Consider the following 16,615-nt stretch of genomic DNA (forward strand, 5'->3'; position numbering starts at 1 on the left):
CCTTCGTTGGACCGCGCGGTGGTATCCGCTCGAAGAAACTTTCGGCAGGTTACGACTCCTCGGAGTGGCTCAGACCACCGGGGCGAGAACCCGCCTCGGCGCGCACGACGCGATCGCGCTGACCGGGCCACACTGGACTCCCCGACCTGCGGGTCCACCGATCCTCGACGACGAGCCCGTGAGTCAGTTCACACGCGGACACCAGGAGGAATCATGCAGTTGCTGGCGGCCCACCGCACAGCGATGGCGGAGTTCGACGCACGGGTCCGGCGCATCGGGGCCACGCAGTGGGGCAACCCCACGCCGTGCACGGAGTGGGACGTCCGGGACCTGCTCGGCCACCTGGTCCGCGAGCAGCTGTGGGCGCCGTGGCTGCTCGACGGCGCCACCCTCGACGAGGTGGGGGACCGCTTCGACGGCGACGTGCTCGGCGACGACCCGGTCGGGGCGTGGGAGCGGGCCGCCGCCGCGGCGCGGCGGGCGTGGGACGCGCCGGGCGCCACCAGCGGTGAAGTGCACGTCACGGGCGGTGTCATCCCGGCCGAGGACTACGGCTGGCAGATGACCACGGACCTGGCGGTGCACGCCTGGGACCTGGCCCGCAGCATCGGCGCCGACGAGCGGCTGGACCCCGGCCTGGTGGCCGAGCTGCACGTCGTCCTGGCTCCGCAGGTGTCCGCCTGGCAGGGTCTGGGGATCTTCGCCGCGCCGCGCGAGGTGCCTGCGGACGCCGACGAGCAGACCAGGCTGCTGGCCCTCCTCGGCCGATCGTGATCGTGCTGTTCCCGTCGGGGTACGACTGAGGGCGGTACAATCGGACAAGTTCTTTCCCCTTACCGAGGAGTGACGGTTTCGTGCCTGGGGCACAATCCCCTGAAGGTGGTAGTACCAAGCCGGGCGACTGGCCCGGCGACGCGGATGTGGTGAGCGGCCACCGGCGGTGGGGTGGCCGGTGATGGATGTGGTGTGGGCCGTGGTCGGCCTGCTCTTCGTGGTCGTGTTGACGGTGGGGACGGGTCTGGCCGTCGCGGCCGAGTTCTCGCTGACGTCGTTGGAGCGCAGCACGGTCGACGCGCACGTGCGGTCGGTGGGCGACCGGCGTGCCCGGGCCGTGCAGGCGGCGCACCGGACCCTGTCGTTCCAGCTGTCCGGCGCCCAGGTGGCGATCACGCTGACGACGCTGGTCACGGGCTACGTGGCCGAGCCGTTGATCGGTGAGCTGCTGCGCCCGCTGCTGGTGTGGGCGGGCGTGCCCGACGCGGGAGCGGCGGCGGTGTCGCTGACGGTGGCGATGCTGCTGGCGACGGGGCTGTCGATGGTGTTCGGCGAGATGGTGCCGAAGAACCTGGCGATCGCGCGCCCGCTGCCCACCGCGCGGGCGGTGTCCGGCTACCACGCGGCGTTCTCGCGGGTGTTCCGGTGGCTGATCGATGCCCTGAACAACAGTGCGAACTGGGTGGTCCGCCGGTTCGGCGTGCAGCCGCAGGAGGAGCTGCGGTCGGCGCGGTCCCCGGAGGAGCTGGGCTCGATCGTGCGGTCCAGCGCCGAGCACGGCACGTTGGACGAGGCCACCGCGGTGCTGCTGGCCCGCTCCTTGCGGTTCGGGGAGCGCACCGCGGAGGAGCTGATGACCCCGCGGGTGCGGGTGGCGGCGCTGCAGGTCGGTGACAGCGTGGGCGAGCTGCTGGAGCTGGCCCGCCGCACCGGGTTCTCCCGGTTCCCCGTCCACGGCGGCGACCTCGACGACATCCACGGCGTCGTCCACGTCAAGCACGCCTTCACCGTGCCCGCCGACCGGCGCCACAGCACCGGGGTGGAGACGCTGGCACGGCCGGTGCCGACCGTGCCCGGCACCCTCTCCGGGGACGCGCTGCTGGAGACGCTGCGCGGCTCCGGCCTGCAGGTCGCGGTGGTGGTCGACGAGTACGGCGGCTCGGCGGGCATCGTGACCCTGGAGGACGTCGTCGAGGAGATCATCGGGGACGTCCGGGACGAGCACGACCGCCGGGAGGTGCCCGCGGTGCGCCGCAGCGGCGAGCGCACGTGGGTCATCTCCGGGCTGCTGCGGCCCGACGAGCTCGCCGAGGCCACCGGTTTCACCCTGCCCGACGGCGACTACGACACCGTCGCCGGCTACGTGCTGGCCCACCTCGGACGCATCCCCGAGGTCGGCGCCCGACTGCCCCTGGAGGACTGGGAGCTGACCGTGTCCCGCATGGACCGCCACCGCATCGCCGAACTGCGGCTGATGCACCAGCCCGAGCACGCCGAGACCACCGGAGCCGCGTGATGGGTGACGGGGTGGCGATCCTGCTGGGCGCGGTGTTGCTGCTGCTCAACGCCCTGTTCGTGGGAGCGGAGTTCTCGCTGCTGTCCTCGCGGCGGGACCGGCTGGAGGCACTGGCCGCCCAGGGCCTGGCCCGGGCCCGGGTGGTGATCCGGGCCAGCCAGCAGGGCTCGCTGATGCTGGCCTCGGCCCAGCTGGGCATCACCCTGTGCTCGCTCGGCCTGGGCCGCCTCGGCGAACCCGCCGTGGCCCACCAGCTCCAGGGACCGTTCAGCGCGCTGGGCGTGCCGGAGCCGGTGACGCACGCGGTGGCCTTCACCCTCGCGTTGGCGCTGGTGGTCGTGCTGCACGTGCTCGTCGGCGAGATGGTGCCGAAGAACCTGTCCCTGGCCGAGCCGGAACGCGTGGCGCTGTGGCTGGTGCCGCCGCTGGCGGCGTTCGTCACCCTCGCCCGGCCCTTCATCGCCCTGTTCAACGCGCTGGCCAACGCCGTCCTGCGGCTGCTGCGCGTGGAACCCAAGGACGAGCTGGAGACCGCCTACACCTCCGCGGAACTCGCCGAGCTCCTCGTCGAGTCCCGTCGCGAAGGGCTCATCGACCACTCCGAGCACCGCCGCCTGACCCAGGCGCTGTCCTCGGCGCAGCACACCGTCACCGACGTCATGGTGCCCACCGAGGAGCTCATCACCCTGCCCGCGCGCCCCACCCTCGGCGACGTCCAGCACGCCGTGGCCACCACCGGCTTCTCCCGCTTCCCCGTCCGGGGCCACGACGGCACCCTGCAGGGCTACCTGCACATCAAGGACGTCCTGGACCAGGCCGGTCAGGACCCCTCGACACCGATCGCGCCCGCCCTCATCCGGCGGCTGTCCACGGTCCCGGCCGACGCCCGGCTGGACCAGGCCCTGACCTCCCTGCAGCGCTCCGGCAGCCACCTCGCCACCGCCACCGACACCACCGGCGCCCCCGTCGGCGTCGTGGCCCTCGAGGACCTCGTCGAGGAGTACGTCGGCACCGTCCGGGACGGCACCCACGTGCGCTGACACCACCCGCGGTGAGCGATTGCCCCGTCCTCGCCACCCGATCGGGCGATGTGCGAGATGATCGGGTGGTGCCACGCCTCACGGACACCGCGCCCGAACGTCGACTGGTCGGAGCCCGCTACCGGCTGGACAGGGCCATCGGGACCGGCGCGATGGGGTGCGTGTGGGCGGGGACCGACGAGCTGCTGCGCCGCCCCGTCGCCGTCAAGGAGCTCCGGCTGCCGCCCGGCCTCACCCCGGAGCAGGCGGCGGACCTGCGCGAACGCGCACTGCGCGAGGCGCGGACGATGGCCGCGCTCAACCACCCGAACACGGTGCTGCTCTACGACGTCGCGCGGGAGGACGACCGGCCGTACGTCGTGATGGAGCTCGTGCGCGGGGTGAGCCTGTCCCGGCTGCTCAGCAAGCACGGTGCGCTGCCGCCCGAGGCGCTGGCCGTGGTCGCCGACGGCGTGGCGGCGGCGCTGCAGGCGGCGCACGAGGTGGGCATCGTGCACCGCGACGTCAAGCCCGGCAACGTGCTGCTCGGCGCCGACCGCCTGGTCAAGCTCGCCGACTTCGGCATCGCCCGCAGCGTCGCGGAGACCACCCTCACCCACTCCGGCGCGCTGGTCGGGACGCCCGCTTTCCTGGCGCCGGAGGTCGCGATGGGCGGTGAGCTCGACCCGAGCGCCGACCTGTGGAGCTTCGGCGCCCTGCTGTTCGCCGCGGCCGAGGGGCGGCTGCCCTACGAGAGCGCCGGTGACCCGCTGATCACCATCAGCTCGATCGTGCACGGCCCGGTGCCCGCGCACCGGCAGACGGGGCCGATCGGCGAGGTGATCAGCAGGGTTGATGGTCAAGGACCCGTCCCGCCGGATGCCGCTGCTGGAGGTCCGGCAGCGGGTGCACGACCTGGCGCGCCAGGCGGGGGCGCACCCGTTCGCGGACCACCTCCGTGACGTCGAGCCCGAACCGGCCACCTCCGCCGCACCGCCGTCCGGCCAGCCCACGGCCCAGGCACCCGCGGCGCCGGCGGCGAAGCGCCCCACCACCCGCGCCGCGGTGGTGCTCGGTGCGGCCGCGCTGCTCGCGGTGGGCGCCGCGACCGGCGGTTACCTGCTGGGACGGGCCGGTGGACCGGCCCCCGGGGCCTCCCCCACCCGAGGGACGCCCGCCCCGGCCGCCGCGGACGACCCCTTCCGAGCGCTGGAAGCCGAGCACGCGTCCGGTGGTGACGGGGTCGGCTCCGAGCCCGGCGCGGACGGGGTGGTCCAGTTCGTCGGCGGGATGGCGGACGGCACCTCGCTCACCTTCCCCGCTGCGGACTTCGGCTCCGCCACCGCCACCGAGGTCTCCGCCCGGCTGCGCGTCCTCACCAGCGACGCCCACGGCAAGATCGAGATTCGCCTGGGCGGTCCGTCCGGTGAGCTGGTCGCCAAGGTCCCGGTGACCCCGAAGGGCGGCGAGGACTGGAAGGAGGTGCCGGTCGAGCTGGTGCGCCCGGTGACCGGGCAGCACACCGTGCACCTGTCGGTCTTCGCCGACGAGTCCGCACCCGTCCTGGACCTGGACTGGGTGCGGTTCCACCGCTGATGCCGACTACCCTGGACGGGCGATGACCGTGCTGTCCGAAGACCAGTGGCGGGCCCGGCAGGCCGCCCACCGCGAACGCGTGGCCACCTGGACCCGACCGCACCGGCAGCGCCGCCACGAGCACCGCAAGCACCCGGTGCTCGACTTCCTGTTCACCTACTACTCGTTCCGCCCGGCGCGGCTGGAGCGCTGGCAGCCGGGAGTGGGCGTCGCACTGGCCGGGGGCGAGGAGTTCCTGGAGCGGCGCGGCTTCACCACGACCCCGGACGGCGTGGCGCTCGACCCCGCGGCGTTCACCGAGAAGCGCCGCAGCACCGCGGAGTTCGTGCTGGGGCTGCTCACCGCCACCGCGTCCCGCAAGGCCCGGCTGGGCTGCTTCGGGCTGCACGAGTGGGCCATGGTCTACCGCACCCAGCCCGCCGACCTGCGCCACGCCGGCTGGCCGCTGCGGCTCGGGCACGCGGGCACCGACGAGGTCGTGGAGTCGATGCAGGTGACCTGCACGCACTACGACGCGTTCCGGTTCTTCACCCCGCCCGCCCGGCCGCTCAACGCGTTCCAGCCCGAGCGCGCCGACCAGGTCCGCCTCGAGCAGCCGGGCTGCCTGCACGCGAACATGGACCTGTTCAAGTGGAGCTACAAGCTGGACCCGTTCGTGCCCGCCGAACTGGTCGCGGACTGCTTCGACCTGGCTGTGCGGGTGCGCGAGCTGGACATGCGGGCCAGCCCCTACGACCTGCGGGAACTCGGCTACGAGCCGGTCCCGGTCGAGACGCCCGAGGGGCGCGCCGAGTACGTCCGGCAGCAGCGGGCGTTCGCCGAGGAGGCCGCTGGCCTGCGCCAGCGGCTCATCGACACCTGCCGCGAGCTGCTCCGCTGGGCCGACGCCGGTTCCGCGGCTCCCACCGGGTCGGCCGCGCGCTGACGCCCCCGGCTCAGGGCGCGGCGAACGGGCCTCCGGGGCCGAAGACCCGCTCCGTGAAGCGCTCGGCGATCCGCTGGTGCGTGGCGGCGTCGGGGTGCAGCGCGTCGGGCAGCGGCAGCTCGGCGAAGTCCTCCTCGCCGTAGAGCTCGCGCCCGTCCAGGTGGTGCAGGTTCGGGTCGTCGGCCGCCCGCTGCGCGGTGATGCGGGCCAGCTCGTCGCGGATCACGGTGAGCGTGAGCTTGCCCGCGGCGCGCTCCGCCGGGTCGCCGGTGGCGCGGAACCGCACCACCCCGTCGTCGAACACGGGGGCGCCAGGGCCGGGGGTGTCCTCGTGGATCGGGCACAGGATCGGCGAGACCACCAGCAGCGGCGTGTCCGGGTGGCCCTCGCGGATGGTGTCGAGGAACCCGTGCACCGCCGGGCCGAACGCGCGCAACCGCATCAGGTCGGCGTTGACCACGTTGATGCCGAGCTTGACGCTGATCAGGTCCGCCGGGGTGTCGCGCAGGGCGCGCGCGGTGAACGGGTCGAGCAGCGCGCTGCCGCCCAGGCCGAGGTTGACCAGCTCCACGCCGCCCGCGGCGGCCGCCAGCGCGGGCCAGGTCGTGCTGGAGCTCTCGGCGTTCGAGCCGTGGCTGATCGAGCTGCCGTGGTGCAGCCACACCCGGCGGCCGTGGGGCGCGACGGGCTCGACCGGGGCGTCGGTGCGCAGCGCGACGAGCTCGGTGACCTCCCGGTACGGCAACCAGATCGCCACGTCCTTCGGCTCGGCGGCCAGCCCGGTGAACCGCACGGTCGCCACCGGCCCGGAGTCGGTGGTCCTGGTCCCGGTGGCCATGTCGATGGTCAGCACGTTGCCGCCGTCCGCGGTGGCCCGGTCCACCAGGCGCCCGTCGACGACGAGGTCGTAGGCGTCACCGGGCAGGGCCTGGGCGCCGCGGTAGACGGTCTTGGTCGGCAGCACGTCCAGCTCGATGGCCGTCGCCGCGGTCCGGAAGACGAGCCGCACCCCGGAGGGTTGGGCCTCCACCACGGCCAGCTGCCCGTCGGCGCACTGCGCGCGAGCTCGCGCGGGCAGCCGGTGCGGCAGCACGCCGTGCTCGGTGCGCTCCAGTTCCAGCGCCCCGCGCAGCAGGTCCTCGGTGATCGGCGTGGTGGTCCACGGCGCGGAGTCGTCCATGATCGTCACACTTCCACCTCTCTCCCCAGGACGCATCCGGTTTTCACCCCGCGCGGCGCGCCAGCAGCGCGAAGACGACGACGGCGGCCAGCGACAGCGAGCCGATGACCAGGCCCATCGGCAGGGCGGTGCCGGTGCCCGCCGAGCCGACCAGCGGGGCGGCCAGCGCCCCGGCCGAGAACTGCATCACACCCAGCAGCGCCGAGGCGCTCCCCGCGGTCTCCGGGTGCCCGGACAGCGCCAGCGCCGTGGCGTTCGGCGAGACCATGCCGACGCTGGCCACGACGAGGAACAGCGCGGGCAGCAGCCCGGCCAGTCCCGCCCCGAGCGCCGCGGACGCCGCCACCGCGACCCCACCGAGCGCGTTGCAGGTCAGGCCGACGGCCAGCAGGCGGCGGGGTCCGGCGCGCCCGACCAGCCGGGCGTTGAGCTGTCCGACCAGGACGATGCCCAGCGCGTTGGTCCCGAAGACCAGGCTGAAGGCCTGCGGTGACAGGCCGAAGACGTCCTGGAGCACGAACGACGAGCCCGAGATGTAGGCGAACATCGCGGAGAAGGCCAGCGCCGCCGACAGCGCGTGGCCGACGAACGCGCGATCGGCGAGCAGCGTGCGGAAGGTGCGCAGCGTGCCGCCCAGGTCCCCCGCTCGCCGGGCGGGCGGGGGCAGCGTCTCCGGCACGCCGAAGGCGGCCGCGGCCAGCAGCGCGGCCCCGATGACCGCGAGGGCCAGGAACACCCCGCGCCAGGACGTCACGGTCAGCAGCTGCCCGCCGAGGAGCGGCGCGAGGATCGGCGCCAGCCCGTTGACCAGCATGAGCAGCGAGAAGAACCGGGCCATCGCCGCGCCCGAGTACAGGTCGCGCACCACGGCCCGCGCGATGACGATCCCGGCGGCGCCGCCCAGTCCCTGCACCAGCCGCAGCCCGGCCAGCGCGGGCGCGGACGGGGCGGCCGCGCACAGCAGCGAGGCCAGCGCGAACACCACCAGGCCGACCAGCAGCGGACGTCGCCGGCCGAAGGTGTCCGAGAGCGGCCCGGCGAACAGCTGACCCACCGCGAGCCCGAGCGTGCAGCCGGTCAACGACAGCTGCACCTGCGCGGCGTCCGCGCCGAGCTCCGCGGCGATCTGCGGGAAGGCGGGCAGGTACATGTCGATGGCCAGCGGGCCGAACGCGGACAGCCCGCCCAGGATCAGCACGTACTTGGCCCGGTTCGGTGCAGACATCCCCCGCCTCGTTCGTTCGCCGCGCGAATGACCCTCGAGCACGGTATACGACACCGTGCACCGCGATGAGCCCGGTGGTCCTCACCGCCTGCCGGCCAGTGGTCCACATCGGACGATGGTCCACAGTGGAGTGCCGACGCACCGGACCGGTGTCGGGACCGTGCGTGGCCCGCTCACCCGCTCGGCGGCCGCGGCAGGGCGGAACACGTTGCTGCGCCTGGCGATCACGCACGGGGCTGGCCGCGTGCGTCCCGAGGGGGAACGCGGGAGACACGCGGCCAGCGGCCGCCATGGTACCCGTCGTGCGGGCGCTCGATCATCGCCGCTCACCCGGGCGCAGGAGGCCGGACCACCGGGTCGCGCGCCTCGGGCACCGGACCGACTCGACCGTCCTGCGGTCGCTCGCGCAGCGCGCGCCGGGCGCGTACGTCAGCGGGCGTAGCCGAGGTTCAGCGCCGCGACGGACGAGCGGACCCGCCGGTTCGGCCACGCTGCGACGAGACGAGCCGCACCGACGAGGAGGACCCGATGACGACCACGACCACGCGCCGGCTCAGCGCACGCGGACGCAAGGTGTACCTGGTCGTGCACCTGCTCGCGGCGGCGGCCTGGTTCGGCACCGACCTCGCCCTGGGCGTCCTGGTCGCCACGGCCGGGCTCACGAGCTCCCCGCAGACGGCCGGTGCCGCGCTGCAGGCCGCCGCGATCGTCGCCGTCTGGCCGATGCTCACCGCCAGCCTCGTGTGCCTGGCCTCCGGGGTGGTGCTCGGGCTGGGCACCAAGTACGGACTGCTGCGCTACTGGTGGGTGGTGGTCAAGTTCGCCATCAACCTGCTCTACGCGGTCCTCATCGTCGTCGCGCTGCGCCCGACCGTCGAACGGGCGGCCGACGCCGGCGCCCGACTGGTCGCCGGGGACGGTGCCGCGCTCGCCGCGACGCTGCTCCCGCCGGTGGTGGTCGGTCCGACCCTGCTGCTCACCGCCTACCTGCTGTCGGTGTTCAAGCCGTGGGGCCGCACCCGGCAGCCGAGGCGCGCCGCCGGCCGGCTGCAGGCGGCACCGAGCCGCTCGGCGAGCTGACACCGCACCGGAACGCAGGAGCGCCCCGGACCGCGGGGTCCGGGGCGCTCCTCGAGTCGTCGGTTCAGTCGCGGACGGCCAGCGCCAGGTCGCCGTTGGCGTCCCGCTCGGCGTCGAGCGTCTTGTCCCCGAGCAGCTCGGCGACCTGCGGCTCGAGGAACACCCGGACGCCGGACGCCTCGACCACCTGGTCGCCCGCCTGGGGCTGCTCGGCGATCGACGCCTGCAGTCCGTCGCCACCCGGTGCGATGCGCAGACCGGATCCTTCTTGAGAGTCACCCCCCACGAGGACGAGCTTGATGACCTCGGCGGCGCTCTCACTGATGGTGAGCATGGTGCTCAACTCCCTCTCGGAGCGGTCACAGGTAAGGGGCCACCGTGTCATCCCTCCGGCCCACGACGCAAACCGGGGCCCCACGCGCGTGTCGCAGGGCCCCGGTCGTGACGGGAGTCGTCAGGACTGGTAGGCCTCCAGCGGCGGGCAGGAGCAGACCAGGTTGCGGTCGCCCTGGGCGCCGTCGATGCGCCGCACCGCCGGCCACACCTTCGGCGCCGCCGTGCCCAGCGGGTAGACCGCCTCCTCGCGGGAGTAGGCGTGGTCCCAGTCCCGGACCAGGCAGGCCGCCGTGTGCGGCGCGCCGACCAGCGGGTTGTCGTCGGCGGGCCACTGCCCGGCGACCACCTTGTCGATCTCCGCGCGGATGGCGATCATGGCCTCGCAGAAGCGGTCGAGCTCGGCCAGGCTCTCGCTCTCGGTCGGCTCCACCATCAGCGTCCCGGCCACCGGGAACGACATGGTCGGCGCGTGGATGCCGTAGTCGGCCAGCCGCTTGGCCACGTCGTCGACGCTGATGCCGCTGGTCTTGCTGATCGGGCGCAGGTCCAGGATGCACTCGTGGGCGACGAACCCGCCCTTGCCGGTGTAGAGCACCGGGAAGTAGCTGTTGAGCCGCCGCGCCACGTAGTTGGCCGCCGCCACGGCGGTCAGCGTCGCGCGGCGCAGCCCGTCCGCGCCCATCATCCGCACGTAGGCCCACGAGATCGGCAGGATCGAGGCGCTGCCCCACGGGGCGGCGCTGATCGGCCCCACCCCGGTGTCCGGCCCGGCCGCGGGCTGCATCGGGTGGTTCGGCAGGAACGGCGCGAGGTGCTCGCGCACGCCGATCGGGCCGACGCCCGGACCGCCGCCGCCGTGCGGGATGCAGAAGGTCTTGTGCAGGTTCAGGTGCGAGACGTCGGACCCGAACTTGCCCATCCGGGCCAGGCCGATCAGCGCGTTGAGGTTCGCCCCGTCGACGTAGACCTGCCCGCCCGCGTCGTGCACCAGGCCGCACACCTCGCGCACCGTGTCCTCGTAGACGCCGTGCGTCGACGGGTAGGTGATCATGATGGCGGCGAGGTCGTCGGCGTGCTCGGCGACCAGCTCGCGCAGGTGGTCCAGCTGGATGTTGCCCTCGTCGTCGCAGCGCACCACGACCACGCGCATCCCGGCCATGACGGCGCTGGCGGCGTTGGTGCCGTGCGCGCTCGCCGGGATCAGGCACACGTTGCGGCCAGCCTGGCCGCGGCTGCGGTGGTAGGCGCGGATGGCCAGCAGGCCGGCGAACTCGCCCTGGCTGCCCGCGTTGGGCTGCAGGCTCACCGCGTCGTAGCCGGTGACCTCGGCCAGCCAGGTCTCCAGGTCCTTGACCAGCGACAACAGCCCCTCAGCATCCTGCGCGGGCGCGAACGGGTGCAGGTCGCCGAACTCCGGCCAGGTGATCGGCTCCATCTCGGCCGTCGCGTTGAGCTTCATGGTGCACGAGCCCAGCGGGATCATGCTGCGGTCCAGCGCGACGTCCTTGTCCGACAGCTGCCGCAGGTAGCGCAGCAGCGAGGTCTCCGAGTGGTGGGTGTGGAACACCGGGTGCGTCAGGTACTCGGAGGTGCGCAGCAGCGCCTCCGGCAGCGCGTCCGGGGTCTGCGCGTCCAGCTCGTCGACGTCCACGCCGTCGATGCCGAACGCCCGCCACACGGTCGCCAGGTGGGCGCGCGTGGTGGTCTCGTCGCAGCTGACGCCGACGTGGTCGGCGTCCACCCGGCGCAGGTTGATGCCGCCGCGGCGCGCGGCGGCCACGACCTCGTCGGCCCGGCCCGGCACCTTCGCGATGACCGTGTCGAAGAAGTCCCGGTGCAGCACCTCGACCCCGCCGCGCCGCAGCTGCTCGGCCAGCACGGCCGCCATCCGGTGCGTGCGGGTCGCGATCGCCCGCAGCCCGGCCGGGCCGTGGTAGACGGCGTACATCGAGGCCACCACGGCCAGCAGCACCTGCGCGGTGCAGATGTTGCTGGTGGCCTTCTCGCGGCGGATGTGCTGCTCGCGGGTCTGCAGCGCCAGCCGGTAGGCCTGGTTGCCGTCGGCGTCCACGCTCACCCCGACCAGCCGTCCGGGCAGCTGCCGCTCGAGGCCCTTGGCCACGGCCATGAACCCGGCGTGCGGGCCGCCGAAGCCCATCGGCACGCCGAAGCGCTGCGAGCTGCCGACCACCACGTCCGCACCGATCTCCCCCGGCGGGCGCAGCAGCGTCAGCGCCAGCAGGTCGGTCGCCACCACGGCCTTCGCGCCGCGCTCGTGCACCTCGGCGATGACCGCCTCGTGGTCGCGCACGGCGCCCGAGGCGCCCGGGTACGACAGCAGCGCACCGAAGAACTCGCCCTCGGGCAGGCCCTCGGACAGGTCGGCGACGACGACCTCGATGCCCAGCGGCTCGGCGCGGGTCTGGATGACCGCGATGGTCTGCGGCAGGGTGTCGGCGTCGACCAGGAACCGCGGCGACTTCGACTTCCCGGCGCGGCGCACCAGCGTCATGCCCTCGGCCGCGGCGGTCGCCTCGTCGAGCATCGACGCGTTGGCCACCGGGACGCCGGTCAGGTCGGCCACCATCGTCTGGAAGTTCAGCAGCGCCTCCAGCCGGCCCTGCGAGATCTCCGGCTGGTACGGCGTGTAGGCGGTGTACCAGGCCGGGTTCTCCAGCACGTTGCGCCGGATGACCGGCGGGGTCGTGGTGCCGTAGTACCCGAGCCCGATCATCTCGGTGTGCGGGGTGCAGCGGCGCGCGAGCTCGCGCAGCTCCGCCAGCGCCGCCGACTCGGTGGCCGGTTCGGGCAGGGACAGCCGCAGGTCGTCCTCCCGGATCGCGTCCGGCACGGCGCTGCGGCCCAGCTCCTCCAGCGAACCGACACCGATCACGTCGAGCATGTGGGCGAGCTCCGCCGGGGCCGGCCCGACGTGCCGGTCAGCGAACGGCGTTCCGTGCTCCAGGGCTGCCAGGGGGATGCGATCGTGCGTCACGTCGGACATCGCGAACCTCAATCATCGCGGCGAACAGGGGCAGCAGTGCAGCCTCGGCTGCCTTGCTCTCCCCCTCTGTCACTGCTCGCGAAGCGAACGCCTGAGAGCTTCGCCCGGGGACCGGGCTTGCACCGTCGGCGGGGCGGCACCACTGCCGTGGCACCCCCACTTTCCAGAGGCATCTCGCCCGTGCGGTCCGGGTGGCCTGAGAGGTTGTCGGGGAGGGTTGCTCCTTCGGCGCCGACCACGGCTGGGCGCCGGGCCGGACTCTCCCGCACGGGGTCGACGATGTGTCGCAGCCTACCCGATCAGACCGGGTCCGCGGACCGCCGATGCGACCTGGAGCACAGTCGGCGTGACCGGCCGACCGGTCAGCCGGTCTCGGCCTTCCGCTCCCGGCGACGGCGGGACAGCTCGTCCTCGGCCTTCACCATCTCGCCGCCGTCGGCCCGCTCGGCCGGGAACTCGTGGATGGTGCCGCTGATCTCGCGCATCGCACCGCTCACGGCGATGCCGAACACCCCCTGGCCACCCTGCAGCAGGTCGACCACCTCCTCGGCCGAGGTGCACTCGTAGACCGTCGTGCCGTCGCTGAACAGCGTCAGCTTGGCCAGGTCCTGCACGCCGCGGTTGCGCAGGTGCTCCACCGCGACCCGGATGTTGTGCAGCGACACCCCGGTGTCCAGCAGCCGCTTGACCACCTTGAGCACCAGGATGTCCTTGAACGAGTACAGCCGCTGCGAGCCGGAGCCGGCCGCCCCGCGGATGGACGGGCCGACCAGCTTGGTGCGCGCCCAGTAGTCCAACTGGCGGTAGGTGATGCCGGCGATCTGGCAGGCGGCCGGCCCGCGGTAGCCGACCAACTCGTCCGGCAGCGAGGCGTCTGGGAACAGCTCACCCTGCTCCACGGCAGCATCCCCGTTGGACGCTTCCTCGACCACGCCTGCCTCCCCTCGTCCGGCTTGTCGCCGACGACGATCACCAGCGCCCGACCGGTTCGGTCGGGGCCGCGAACCGCCCCGCCGACCGCGGTCCGGTAGCACCGACGCATCGGCAGTCACCCGCTGAATCACACCGGGGCGATTTCGCTCAACCCGACGGTATGCCTGCCTCGCGGGGAGGTCAACGCGACGCGCGGGCACCCGGACGAGCCGGCCCCCGCCTGCGGGCGCAGGCGGGGGCCGGTGCTGCTCCTACCGGTGCGCGGACCCTCAGGTGTCCGCGCCGCGGAAGTCCTCCGGGGAGACCGAGTCGAGGAACTCGCGGAACTTCTCGACCTCGTCCTCCTGCTCGTCCGGGATGATCAACCCGGCTTCGTCGAGCACCGACTCGTCGGCGTGGATCGGCACCCCGACGCGCAGCGCCAGGGCCACCGAGTCGCTCGGCCGCGCCGACACCCGGACGTCCCCGTCGAACACCAGCTCGGCGAAGAAGGTGCCTTCCTGCAGATCGGTGATCCGGACCTGCTCGAGGTCGCGACCCAGGGCGCCGATGACGTCCTTGAGCAGGTCGTGGGTCAGCGGTCGCTGCGGCCGCACGCCCTGCTGCTCGAGCGCGATGGCCGTCGCCTCCACCGAGCCGATCCAGATCGGCAGGTAGCGCTCGCCGTGCGCCTCGCGCAACAGCAGGATCGGCTGGTTGGCTGGTAGTTCCACTCGCACGCCGACGACGCGCATCTCGCTGCTCATCGTCACATCGCCTCCTCCAGCGCGCCGAAGCGTGGCATCCCCATCGAGGATCGCGCACCGGCGCTTTCGACGCTACCCGCGATACGGCGGCTACGCCCATCCCTCGGCGGCCCGACCGACCGCCGCTGCCACAGCTCTCCCGCCGGAACACCGACCCGGACGCTGGACCCGAACCGCTGGCTGCGCTCGTCGTAGAGCGGTACCAGCACGATACACCCGCCAGGGCCCCTGGCGGACCGCTGCGGAGGAAGCCGCTGGAACATCAGAACCGGTTGCGCTGCCGGGAGATTCCCGGACTCGGATGCCGCCGACCCCGGTCGCGCACGTACCGCGACGCGTCAGCGGGGCGGCGCCGGGATGGCGTCGCCCCGCTGACGGGTCGGAAGTCGGGGTCCGGGCTCAGCGCCCGCCTTCGACCGGCCCGGTCAGGAACACCAACCGGAACTTGCCGATCTGCACCTCGTCGCCGTTGGCCAGGACCGAGGTGTCCACCGGTTCCCGGTTGACGTAGGTGCCGTTGAGGCTGCCGACGTCGACGACCACGAAGTCGTTGCCCTCACGCCGGAACTCGGCGTGCCGACGGGAAACCGTGACGTCGTCGAGGAAGATGTCGCTGTCCGGGTGCCGACCCGCGCTGGTGGTCTCCCGGTCCAGCAAGAACCGCGAGCCCGCGTTCGGACCGCGCTTGACGACCAGCAATGCCGACCCAGCGGGCAGTGCATCGACCCCGGACGCGGCGGCGGGCTCCGGGGCCGGGCTCTCGGTGCTCTCCTGCTCCGAGAGGAAGGGCCTGAAGACCGAGGTGGTCTCCGGTGACTGCTCCGGCGGGACGTCGCCGAAGCCGCTGTTCTGGCTCACCTGAGCTCTCCTCCACGCGGATAGATCGTGCCAAGTATGTGCCCAACGTACCGTGCCTGGGCAGGCGTGGGACGCGGACCTCCCGACATTCTCCCCGGCAACCCCGACAGATCGACGATCTTGCCTGGTCGATCAGCTCTCGATCAGCTTCTGGTAGGCCTCGGCGTCGAGCAGGCCGGTCAGCTGCTCCGGGTCGGCCAGCTTGATCTCGACCATCCAGCCGCCGTCCAGCGGCTCCGAGTTGACCAGCTCGGGCTGGTCCTCCAGGCCCTCGTTGCGGGCGGTCACCTCACCGGTGACGGGCGCGTAGATGTCCGAGACGCTCTTGGTCGACTCGACCTCGCCCAGCGACTCCCCCTTGGAGACCTGCTGCCCCACCTCGGGCAGCTGCACGAAGACCACGTCTCCGAGCTGCTGCTGGGCGTACTCGGTGATCCCGACGCGCACGGTGTCCTCGCCGGTGCGCTGGACCCACTCGTGCTCTTCGGTGTACTTGATCTCGTCCGGGGCCGCCACGTGGTCCCGCCTTCCTCGTCCACTCGTCACTCTCAGGTCTCCGACCGCGCGTCGCCCGCGTGATCGGCTCGGCGAGCGTATGCATCGCGCGGTGCCGCCCGCAAGGCGACCCAGGTAACACCACCGGAGGTGCGGAACCGACTACGGCGTCCTGGCGCGCGCCCGGTGCACCGCGACCACCACCTGTCCCAGGTAGAGCACCCCGGCCCACAGGTACAGCGCGCCGCCCCAGCAGGTGAAGGCGTAGGCGACCGGGCGCACCACCTCGGACAGCGGGAAGTCTTCCTGCACCAGCAGCAACAGCGGGAACGCGTACATCAGGCAGAACGTCGCGGCCTTGCCGAGGTAGTGCACCTCGGGCGGCTCGTAGCCGTGCCAGCGCAGCACCGGCAGGCACAGCGTCAGCACCGCGTCCCGCAGCACGAGCGCGGCGGCGACCCACCAGGGCACCACGTCACGCAGCACGAAGGCCACCAGGGTGGCGACGATGTAGAGCCGGTCGGCGGCCGGGTCGAGCAGCTCGCCGAGGCGGCTGTACTGGTTCAGCCAGCGGGCGAGCTTGCCGTCGAGCCAGTCGGTGAGACCGCTGACCACCAGCACGAGCAGGGCCAGCACGTCGGCCCGGGGGCCGAGCAGCAGCCAGAGGAACAGGGGCACGCCCGCCAGGCGGAGCACGCTGAGCAGGTTCGGCAGTGTCCACCATGGATCGGCCCACACCCCGGCGGCGACTTCGCGGATCCGGGCCATGCCGGGGTCCGGGCGGTGTTCCGGTGAGTGACCGGGGTCGCCCCCGCTCGTGGTGTTCTCCGTGGTGCGCTCGGCGTCCTGCACCACGAGCCTCCCCTGATCGGTTGTGCGTGCTACCCCAGATGCACAGCTGCGCATCCCCTCGGGCTCAGGATCTCAC

The 16,615-nt window shown here is 73.0% G+C and carries 16 protein-coding genes and 1 riboswitch; of the genes, 7 read left to right on the forward strand and 9 right to left on the reverse strand.

What is annotated here, in order from left to right; all coding sequences use genetic code 11:
* The first annotated feature begins 213 nt into the window (after positions 1-213).
* The 6 genes from HNR68_RS18445 (at position 214) to HNR68_RS18465 (ending at position 5,830) form a co-directional block, all read left to right on the forward strand.
* Positions 214-774 carry a TIGR03086 family metal-binding protein gene (locus HNR68_RS18445; protein WP_179722813.1) on the forward strand — a complete coding sequence of 187 codons (561 nt, stop codon included), beginning with the start codon at positions 214-216 and terminating at the stop codon, positions 772-774.
* 181 nt (positions 775-955) lie between these two features.
* Positions 956-2,290 (forward strand): hemolysin family protein, encoded by a 1,335-nt coding sequence (locus tag HNR68_RS18450; protein WP_179722815.1) that lies wholly within the window; start codon positions 956-958, stop codon positions 2,288-2,290.
* Entirely contained in the window at positions 2,290-3,330 is a 1,041-nt protein-coding gene (locus HNR68_RS18455) for a hemolysin family protein (protein ID WP_179722817.1), read from the forward strand. Before HNR68_RS18450 ends, HNR68_RS18455 begins: the two co-directional genes overlap by 1 nt.
* Positions 3,331-3,398: 68 nt before the next feature.
* On the forward strand, positions 3,399-4,271 hold the full coding sequence (locus HNR68_RS26905) for a serine/threonine-protein kinase (protein WP_343050229.1): 873 nt from the start codon (positions 3,399-3,401) through the stop codon (positions 4,269-4,271).
* The gene (locus HNR68_RS26910; protein WP_246330486.1) at positions 4,189-4,905 is read left to right on the forward strand and encodes a carbohydrate-binding protein; all 717 of its coding nucleotides are present in this window, start codon (positions 4,189-4,191) and stop codon (positions 4,903-4,905) included. The genes HNR68_RS26905 and HNR68_RS26910 overlap by 83 nt, the downstream gene beginning before the upstream one ends.
* Before the next feature lie 22 nt (positions 4,906-4,927).
* A complete protein-coding gene (locus tag HNR68_RS18465; protein WP_179722819.1) occupies positions 4,928-5,830 on the forward strand; it encodes a 3-methyladenine DNA glycosylase in 903 nt (300 codons plus the stop codon).
* 10 nt (positions 5,831-5,840) lie between these two features.
* On the opposite strand, the gene HNR68_RS18470 is transcribed toward HNR68_RS18465, so the two are convergent.
* Together HNR68_RS18470 and HNR68_RS18475 are read right to left on the reverse strand one after the other, a co-directional pair.
* On the reverse strand, positions 5,841-7,010 hold the full coding sequence (locus HNR68_RS18470; protein ID WP_179725211.1) for a GDSL-type esterase/lipase family protein: 1,170 nt from the start codon (positions 7,008-7,010) through the stop codon (positions 5,841-5,843).
* A 43-nt stretch (positions 7,011-7,053) separates the two neighbouring features.
* Positions 7,054-8,235, reverse strand: coding sequence for a Bcr/CflA family multidrug efflux MFS transporter (locus HNR68_RS18475; protein ID WP_179722821.1), 1,182 nt, complete (start codon positions 8,233-8,235; stop codon positions 7,054-7,056).
* Between the two features lie 528 nt (positions 8,236-8,763).
* Between HNR68_RS18475 and HNR68_RS18480 the strand changes: the two genes are divergently transcribed.
* Positions 8,764-9,315: a hypothetical protein gene (locus HNR68_RS18480; protein ID WP_179722823.1), complete on the forward strand. Its 552-nt coding sequence runs from the start codon at positions 8,764-8,766 to the stop codon at positions 9,313-9,315.
* Between the two features lie 64 nt (positions 9,316-9,379).
* Here the strand turns inward: HNR68_RS18480 and HNR68_RS18485 are convergent, their stop codons facing one another.
* The 7 genes from HNR68_RS18485 to clsA form a co-directional block, all read right to left on the reverse strand.
* Positions 9,380-9,649, reverse strand: a complete 270-nt coding sequence (locus HNR68_RS18485; RefSeq protein WP_179722825.1) for a HesB/IscA family protein — start codon at positions 9,647-9,649, stop codon at positions 9,380-9,382.
* A 120-nt stretch (positions 9,650-9,769) separates the two neighbouring features.
* Positions 9,770-12,655, reverse strand: coding sequence for an aminomethyl-transferring glycine dehydrogenase (gcvP, locus tag HNR68_RS18490; protein ID WP_179722827.1), 2,886 nt, complete (start codon positions 12,653-12,655; stop codon positions 9,770-9,772).
* A 173-nt stretch (positions 12,656-12,828) separates the two neighbouring features.
* Positions 12,829-12,931: riboswitch (glycine riboswitch) on the reverse strand.
* An 86-nt stretch (positions 12,932-13,017) separates the two neighbouring features.
* Positions 13,018-13,587, reverse strand: a complete 570-nt coding sequence (locus HNR68_RS18495) for a MerR family transcriptional regulator (RefSeq protein ID WP_179722828.1) — start codon at positions 13,585-13,587, stop codon at positions 13,018-13,020.
* A gap of 270 nt (positions 13,588-13,857) precedes the next feature.
* A complete protein-coding gene (locus HNR68_RS18500; RefSeq protein WP_179722830.1) occupies positions 13,858-14,334 on the reverse strand; it encodes a bifunctional nuclease family protein in 477 nt (158 codons plus the stop codon).
* A gap of 399 nt (positions 14,335-14,733) precedes the next feature.
* Complete coding sequence (garA, locus tag HNR68_RS18505) at positions 14,734-15,192, reverse strand: glycogen accumulation regulator GarA (RefSeq protein ID WP_179722832.1); 459 nt, start codon at positions 15,190-15,192, stop codon at positions 14,734-14,736.
* 132 nt (positions 15,193-15,324) lie between these two features.
* Positions 15,325-15,708 carry a glycine cleavage system protein GcvH gene (gcvH, locus tag HNR68_RS18510; protein ID WP_179722834.1) on the reverse strand — a complete coding sequence of 128 codons (384 nt, stop codon included), beginning with the start codon at positions 15,706-15,708 and terminating at the stop codon, positions 15,325-15,327.
* Between the two features lie 141 nt (positions 15,709-15,849).
* Positions 15,850-16,542: a cardiolipin synthase ClsA gene (gene clsA / locus HNR68_RS18515; protein WP_380574102.1), complete on the reverse strand. Its 693-nt coding sequence runs from the start codon at positions 16,540-16,542 to the stop codon at positions 15,850-15,852.
* Positions 16,543-16,615: the final 73 nt, after the last annotated feature.

The sequence above is a fragment of the Saccharopolyspora hordei genome (assembly GCF_013410345.1).
In the GTDB taxonomy this organism is placed as follows: domain Bacteria; phylum Actinomycetota; class Actinomycetes; order Mycobacteriales; family Pseudonocardiaceae; genus Saccharopolyspora; species Saccharopolyspora hordei.

What these genes read in the sequence shown, in the direction of transcription:
- HNR68_RS18445 (WP_179722813.1), top strand. Translation starts at nt 214, where the DNA reads ATGCAGTTGCTGGCGGCCCACCGCACAGCGATGGCGGAGTTCGACGCA.
- HNR68_RS18450 (WP_179722815.1), top strand. Translation starts at nt 956, where the DNA reads ATGGATGTGGTGTGGGCCGTGGTCGGCCTGCTCTTCGTGGTCGTGTTG.
- HNR68_RS18455 (WP_179722817.1), top strand. Translation starts at nt 2,290, where the DNA reads ATGGGTGACGGGGTGGCGATCCTGCTGGGCGCGGTGTTGCTGCTGCTC.
- HNR68_RS26910 (WP_246330486.1), top strand. Translation starts at nt 4,189, where the DNA reads ATGCCGCTGCTGGAGGTCCGGCAGCGGGTGCACGACCTGGCGCGCCAG.
- HNR68_RS18465 (WP_179722819.1), top strand. Translation starts at nt 4,928, where the DNA reads ATGACCGTGCTGTCCGAAGACCAGTGGCGGGCCCGGCAGGCCGCCCAC.
- HNR68_RS18470 (WP_179725211.1), bottom strand. Translation starts at nt 7,010, where the DNA reads ATGGACGACTCCGCGCCGTGGACCACCACGCCGATCACCGAGGACCTG.
- HNR68_RS18475 (WP_179722821.1), bottom strand. Translation starts at nt 8,235, where the DNA reads ATGTCTGCACCGAACCGGGCCAAGTACGTGCTGATCCTGGGCGGGCTG.
- HNR68_RS18480 (WP_179722823.1), top strand. Translation starts at nt 8,764, where the DNA reads ATGACGACCACGACCACGCGCCGGCTCAGCGCACGCGGACGCAAGGTG.
- HNR68_RS18485 (WP_179722825.1), bottom strand. Translation starts at nt 9,649, where the DNA reads ATGCTCACCATCAGTGAGAGCGCCGCCGAGGTCATCAAGCTCGTCCTC.
- gcvP (WP_179722827.1), bottom strand. Translation starts at nt 12,655, where the DNA reads ATGTCCGACGTGACGCACGATCGCATCCCCCTGGCAGCCCTGGAGCAC.
- HNR68_RS18500 (WP_179722830.1), bottom strand. Translation starts at nt 14,334, where the DNA reads ATGAGCAGCGAGATGCGCGTCGTCGGCGTGCGAGTGGAACTACCAGCC.